Here is a 6,566-nt window from a genome sequence, read left to right as displayed (position 1 = left end):
GCATTTCCCATGTACATCGATATTAAAACAAAATACTAATTAGTGGACAGTCCCCTATGAGTTATTTTTACATTGCTCTAACAAAATATGAGTTACAATTAACTTTTAAGTTTACCTGTAAAATTGTCCAGAAGTGTTAAATTGACCTTACATCAAACTATTGTTCTTTAAACCAACAAAAAAGATATATTAAACCAGGCACATACTAACAGTGTAGAGATTAATCCCAATCTTTACATGAATCATGTAGAAAAACTGTATTAATTTTTGAGAAATTAATATTGGCGTGTAAGGTCAGGCATTTGGCCGGCCTTATACTTAATTTCATATATCATCAAAATCAAATCTATTATAAGAAATTACAAGAGGATTCGATGAAAAAGTTAATAAAACCGCTTAAAAGCAAAATACCACAAATGGTACTGATAATCGTGTTATTGATTGTTCAGGCATACACAAACCTGACACTGCCTTCATACACAGCAGACATAGTAAATATCGGTATTCAAAATACAGACATTGATTTCATAACAAACACCGGAATCAAGATGATAATGATGGTGGTGATATCAGTAATAGCCACGCTTTTCCTATCCTATTTTTCAAGCAGAGTGTCCTCAGGATATGCAAAGGACCTGAGGAAAATCGTTTACAGGAAAGTCCTTAAGTTTTCAAACCATGAACTGAATGAAATTTCAAGGTCATCCCTCATTACACGTACAACAAACGACATCAACCAGATTCAAAGCATCATAGGGCTGATTTTTACAACAATGCTCTTTGCACCAATCCTAGGCGTTGGAAGCATCATCAGAGCCTTTGAGCTTGGAACTGACCTTTCATGGATTATTCTGGTTACATTCATTATCGTTGCAGGCATCCTGATAGTCATACTTGTCAGGACACTGCCGTACTTTAAGATTACTCAGGAGATTTTAGATAAGATGAACAGGTCTGCCAGAGAGACTTTGATTGGAATTCCCGTAATAAAAGCATTTGTAAGGCAGGATACGGAAAAAAATAAATTCAACGTAATAAACAAGGAGTTTCAGGACGTCAACCTTTACGTATTCAGAAACATTTTCCTCATAATCCCGCTGATGACTCTTGTTTTGAATCTGATGATTGTGTGCATCCTGTACTTCGGCGCATACGATGCGCTGAACTCCACAATACTGACCGGAGACATAATAGCTTTCATCCAATACTCAACCCAGATTGTTACTTCATTCATTCTGATGGGAGGGTTCATAATCATACTTCCAAGAATACTGGTTTCAGGAAGGCGTGTTGCTGAAGTGCTCAACACTGAAATCACAATCACCGACGGTGAAATAGAAAGCATCACTGATTCCCCTACTTTGGAATTCAAAGACGTGTGCTACCAATATCCCGGCAGTGAAAAGGAAACCCTTAAAGACATCAACTTCACATTGACACCCGGAAAAACAACTGCAATAATAGGAGGGACAGGAAGCGGAAAGTCAACAATCCTCAATCTGATTCCAAGGCTTCAAGACCCAACCTCCGGCGAAATCCTTTTGAATGACAAAAACATCAAAAACTACAAACTGAAAGCGTTGAGGGATTTGATCAGTTTTACACCACAAAAGGCAATTCTCTTTCAGGGAACAGTCAAATCAAACATGCTGGTTGGAAAAAACGATGCAACGGATGATGAAATTCGAAATGCACTGGACAGCTCCCAGGTCGACTTTATAGAAAGCCTTGATGACGAGGTCACACAGGGAGCATCAAACTTTTCAGGCGGGCAAAAGCAAAGGCTGTCAATTGCAAGGGCAATCATCGGAAAGCATTCCTTTTACCTGTTCGACGACTGCTTTTCAGCACTTGACATGAACACAGAATCAAAGGTCAAGGACAATCTTTCCAACCTTAAGGATGATGCATCCATTTTGATTATATCCCAAAGGATTTCAACAATCAAGGATGCGGATGAGATTTTAGTAATGGACAACGGCAAGATAATCGACAGAGGCACACATGACGAGCTGTATTCATCATGCAGCATATATCACGAGATAGTGAAATCACAGATTGACAGCATGGAGGCAGGCATATGAGTCCACCGCCATCCAAGGGAAAACCTCCCGAAAAGGCTGCAGACAGCAGAAAAGCCATGAAAAACATCATGAGGCTTTTAAAAGATTACAAGCTTAAGCTATCAGTAACAGTAATATGTGCAGTCATTTCCACTGTATTTAGCGTGATAAGTCCGATTCTTATCGGAAAAGCCACAACATTGATTTATGACGGAATCAACAATATCATGAACCACACCGGAACGATTGACCTGAACAGCATACTGTACTTCCTAAGCATTGTGGTTGTCCTATACGTTGTAAGCTCTGTGTTCTCATACATTCAAAGCTATATCCTGATAGGCATCTCAACAAGCATCAGCTATGATTTGAGAAGCAGAATCATGGACAAGATCACCTCCCTTGCAATGGAAAATGTCGATGAAAACAAAAGGGGAGACATCCTGTCAAGACTCACAAACGATGTGGATTCCCTTCAGGTTGGAATTACCCAGGCTTTCCTTCAGATGCTGACAGCAATAATCACAATAGTGGGAGTCATTGCAATGATGCTCTACATCAACGTCTGGATGACCCTTGCAACAGTCGTCCTGATTCCTATTGCCTTTGTAATGATTATCATCATAACAAAATTCTCTCAGAAATACTTCCTCAGACAGCTGACATTCAAGGGGGCGGTAAACGGCCAGATTGAAGAGACATTTACAGGCCATGACATCATAAGGGCATTCAACCAGGAAGAACCGTCAATTGAAAAGTTCGAAAGGGACAATGACATGTGGTATGACCAGGAATGGAAATCACAGTTCTTCTCAAGCATTTCAGGCCCTGCAATGAACTTCATATCAAACATCGAATATGTATTGATAGCAGTGCTGGGCGCAATATTCGCACTTCAAAAAGCAATAGCCGTCGGAGACATTCTGGCATTTTTCCAGTACATTGAGAACTTCACAAGGCCTATTCAGCAAATCACAAGAGTTATGGGCCTTTTCCAAACTGCAATGGCGGCAACTGAAAGGATATATGAATTTTTAGAGTTGGATGATGAAGCAAACCCTTCAGACAAGAAAATCACAAGCGTCAATGATTCAATAACATTCGAAAACGTCAGCTTCGGATACACTCCAAATGAAAAGAACATCAAAGACCTGTCATTCAGCGTGAAAAAGGGCGAAAAGATAGCCATTGTCGGAGAAACCGGTGCCGGAAAAACCACAATCGTCAAATTGCTCATGAGATTTTATGACATTGACAAAGGCTCAATTAGAATAGACGGCACTGACATTGAAGAATATGACAAACACTCCCTCAGGTCACTTGTCGGAATGGTACTGCAGGACTCCTGGCTGTTTTCAGATACAATAGCAAACAACATCCGCTACGGCAATCTGGAAGCGACTGATGAAGAGGTCGTTGAGGCTGCAAAGCAGGTCTATGCCGACAACTTCATAAGGCAGCTCCCGCAAGGCTATGAAACCGAACTCAACGAGGATTCCGACAACATTTCACACGGACAAAAGCAGCTATTGACAATCGCAAGAACAATACTGTCCAAAAAGGAAATACTCATTTTGGACGAAGCGACCTCAAGTGTAGATACAAGAACCGAAAAGATGATTCAAAAGGCAATGGACAGATTGATGGAAAACAGAACAAGCTTCATTATCGCCCACAGATTATCAACCATCAAAAATGCAGACAAGATTATTGTAATCGAAAACGGCGAGATTATCGAACAGGGAACACACGAAGAACTGCTCAGCCAAAAAGGATACTACTACAATACAATAACTACACAAAATAAGGAAAATATAATCTAAAAAAAGAATAAGGTTAAAAAAAATTAACCTTATTGCAGGACAAATCCTCCGTTAGGAGAAATAACCTGTCCGGTCAAGTAATCTGCAGTCAGGATGTATTCCAAAGCGCCTGCAATCTCTTCAACCTCACCGATGTGGCCGAGCGGAATTGTTGCGGCAAGTGCGTTCAATTCATCCTGGTTTACTCCTCTAAGCATATCTGTCATGATCATACCCGGAGCGATTGAGTTTACCCTTACTTTTCTTGGTGCAAATTCCAAAGCGAGAGCTCTACATAAACCGATTACACCGGTTTTTGCTGCACAGTAGTCTGCTTGGTTGATTACACCAGTAAGTCCACCTACAGATGCGGTACATACGATTGCTGTGTCACGGTCGACCATGTAAGGCAGGCACAGGTGGCACATGTGCATCATACTAACGAGGTTTGTGTTGATAACCCTTTCATAGTCTTCAGGCTTGAGGTCGATGAAGTTGGAGTTGTTTGTAATACCTGCGTTATTTACCAATGCATCTATTTCTTCACCGAATGCATCTACAGTGGCTTTTACCAATTTTTCGCAGTCTTCGAATTTACTGACATCTGCCTGTACTGCAATTGCTTCCACACCATATTCTGATTTGATTTCTTCAATTAAATCTTCGGTCAGCTGTTTTGATGAGTCGCTTCTGTAGTTGATAGCTACATTGTATCCCATCTCACCAAGTTTTAAAGCCATAGCTTTACCGATTCCTCTGGATCCACCAGTAATTATTGCATTTTTTGCCATATTTTTTCACCTTTTAAATTGTAATGATATTTATGTTGGTCTAATGATTTAAATATTTTGAAATCATTCAGAAAATAACAATTGAAATAATGTTTAAGTTGAAAATATTCAAAAAAAATAAATTTAAGGTGAATAATATTTATCCCTTGTAAAATTGACCTTAAAATGAAATATTGTGCAAAATGATAAATTGATCCCAAATTGTAAAAATAAGATTATATTGTAATATTTAGTTGATTTAAAACGAAATATATATTTATTATCGAAAACAAATAATATTATGAAAGATAAAGACATAATAAAAACTATCACTACGAGAAATTAAATAAAAAACACGATTTAAGCAGCTTCAGCTGTGGAGTCAAAGACCTTGATGACTTTCTAAAAGACGATGCGCTAGACCAGCAGGAAAAAAATCTGAATGTCACCTATCTGGCGATTCATGAAGATGAGATTATTGGTTATGCATCATTATTGGCAGACAAAATAGAATGCAAAAAATTGATAAAAGCCTAAAAACTGAATATGAAGATTATCCTGCAATTAAAATTGGAAGACTTGCAGTTGACGAAAAATATAAGGGATTAGGAATTGGAAAAGAAATTTTGGCCTCAATTTGCAGACTAATTGAAGAGATTTCAAAAGAGATAGGCGTTAGTTTCATAACCATAGATGCCTATTGTAATGCATGGAAATTCTATCTAAAAAATTCATTTGCCCAAAAAAGAATCCACAATCTTGAAAAATTAAAAAGAAAAGCTCAGCGAGATGAAACAACATCAATATTCATGTACAAAACATTAAAAAAATAAAAATCACCTAGATTAATCAAATCTAGGAATTTTTTTGCATTTTTAACACGTTCATTGAACTTTTTTTCTTCTTGTGTTAATGGTCGTTTCATATATTTTTTTAAGTCTCCCACATCTCTTTCATCAAAGCGAGGTGTAGAAGCAATTGGTTTTGCCATTTTATCACCTAATACCATTATGTCCTTCCAGATTAATAAACATAACTTTTAAATGACTTCAATTTTACAAACCGACATCAATTTTTACTTACAAATAAAATCAATCTTCTTGAAGCTGCTTAAGGCACTCTGACCAAATTTTAAAGGATTCCTCATCCAAATATTCAATATCGTTGGCCTGACTGAAGAGCCCATTGCAACCGACATAATCACCAATATCAAAGCAGACAACCGCTTTTCCTTTCAAAACATCAACTGATTTCCCATATTTTTTCAAAACATAATCATACACTTCAAGCGCATCTTCAAAGTCACCGTTTAGCCTATTTGCATCTGCAATTGCAAGCCAAAGGTCTGCATCATCCTTTATGGCCAAGGCAATGATATATTCATCGATGGCATCTGCATATTTTCCAAGATTGACCAATGCCTGAGCCTTGAGGAGATGTGCGTCAAAACTTTCCGGCCTGATGGTTATGGCCTTATCGCAAAGTTCAACAATCCTGTGATTTGTCCCATATTCATCTGCCAGTTTTTCGGAATTGAGCCTTGCCATCTTGCTTTTAGCCCTTCTTAGATAGTCGGCATCCCTGTTGAAATATGCCTGGGTGTTTCTGTAATGCTCCTTTACATCATCCGGAAGGTCTTCTGTGTCAACGACACTGTCCTTGAACCTTGAAATGTCATCCAATAGGTCATCGATTTGAGTAATGGTGTCTTCAGCAAATTCCTCGAGATCCAAATCATCAATTTTGCCTTCAATATCCAATTCTCTTAATATTTCTGCACTTTCATCTCTTAAAAGGTCTATGCCATCATATATCTGCTGAATCAGATTTGATTCGAACAAAACTTTGTCTTTACTGCTTTGATTGACTTCAATGTCTTCCCAATCATCTTTTTTCATGATTATCACCATAAAATGATAATTGCTAATGAT

General features: G+C 38.1%; 6 protein-coding genes. 3 read left to right on the top strand and 3 right to left on the bottom strand.

Features of this window, described 5'->3' with window-relative positions; genetic code table 11:
- The first annotated feature begins 374 nt into the window (after positions 1-374).
- Together Q0W26_RS10920 and Q0W26_RS10915 are read left to right on the top strand one after the other, a co-directional pair.
- Positions 375-2,084, top strand: coding sequence for an ABC transporter ATP-binding protein (locus tag Q0W26_RS10920; RefSeq protein WP_298525211.1), 1,710 nt, complete (start codon positions 375-377; stop codon positions 2,082-2,084).
- Positions 2,081-3,886: an ABC transporter ATP-binding protein gene (locus Q0W26_RS10915; RefSeq protein ID WP_298525208.1), complete on the top strand. Its 1,806-nt coding sequence runs from the start codon at positions 2,081-2,083 to the stop codon at positions 3,884-3,886. Before Q0W26_RS10920 ends, Q0W26_RS10915 begins: the two co-directional genes overlap by 4 nt.
- A gap of 29 nt (positions 3,887-3,915) precedes the next feature.
- On the opposite strand, the gene Q0W26_RS10910 is transcribed toward Q0W26_RS10915, so the two are convergent.
- On the bottom strand, positions 3,916-4,656 hold the full coding sequence (locus tag Q0W26_RS10910; protein WP_298525205.1) for a 3-oxoacyl-ACP reductase family protein: 741 nt from the start codon (positions 4,654-4,656) through the stop codon (positions 3,916-3,918).
- A 491-nt stretch (positions 4,657-5,147) separates the two neighbouring features.
- Here Q0W26_RS10910 and Q0W26_RS10905 point away from each other — a divergent pair, with 491 nt between their 5' ends.
- Entirely contained in the window at positions 5,148-5,468 is a 321-nt protein-coding gene (locus tag Q0W26_RS10905; protein WP_298525202.1) for a GNAT family N-acetyltransferase, read from the top strand.
- On the opposite strand, the gene Q0W26_RS10900 is transcribed toward Q0W26_RS10905, so the two are convergent.
- Together Q0W26_RS10900 and Q0W26_RS10895 are read right to left on the bottom strand one after the other, a co-directional pair.
- The gene (locus Q0W26_RS10900; RefSeq protein ID WP_298525199.1) at positions 5,417-5,626 is read right to left on the bottom strand and encodes a hypothetical protein; all 210 of its coding nucleotides are present in this window, start codon (positions 5,624-5,626) and stop codon (positions 5,417-5,419) included. The genes Q0W26_RS10905 and Q0W26_RS10900 overlap by 52 nt on opposite strands.
- Positions 5,627-5,726: 100 nt before the next feature.
- Positions 5,727-6,533: a tetratricopeptide repeat protein gene (locus Q0W26_RS10895; RefSeq protein WP_298525197.1), complete on the bottom strand. Its 807-nt coding sequence runs from the start codon at positions 6,531-6,533 to the stop codon at positions 5,727-5,729.
- Positions 6,534-6,566 lie beyond the last annotated feature (33 nt).

It is taken from the genome of uncultured Methanobrevibacter sp., assembly GCF_947169325.1.
GTDB lineage: Archaea > Methanobacteriota > Methanobacteria > Methanobacteriales > Methanobacteriaceae > Methanocatella.
The sequence above is the reverse complement of the archived record's forward strand: the minus strand, read 5'-3'. Positions and strand labels throughout refer to the sequence as shown.

What these genes read in the sequence shown, in the direction of transcription:
- Q0W26_RS10905 (WP_298525202.1), top strand. Translation starts at nt 5,148, where the DNA reads ATGCAAAAAATTGATAAAAGCCTAAAAACTGAATATGAAGATTATCCT.
- Q0W26_RS10900 (WP_298525199.1), bottom strand. Translation starts at nt 5,626, where the DNA reads ATGGCAAAACCAATTGCTTCTACACCTCGCTTTGATGAAAGAGATGTG.
- Q0W26_RS10910 (WP_298525205.1), bottom strand. Translation starts at nt 4,656, where the DNA reads ATGGCAAAAAATGCAATAATTACTGGTGGATCCAGAGGAATCGGTAAA.
- Q0W26_RS10895 (WP_298525197.1), bottom strand. Translation starts at nt 6,533, where the DNA reads ATGAAAAAAGATGATTGGGAAGACATTGAAGTCAATCAAAGCAGTAAA.
- Q0W26_RS10920 (WP_298525211.1), top strand. Translation starts at nt 375, where the DNA reads ATGAAAAAGTTAATAAAACCGCTTAAAAGCAAAATACCACAAATGGTA.
- Q0W26_RS10915 (WP_298525208.1), top strand. Translation starts at nt 2,081, where the DNA reads ATGAGTCCACCGCCATCCAAGGGAAAACCTCCCGAAAAGGCTGCAGAC.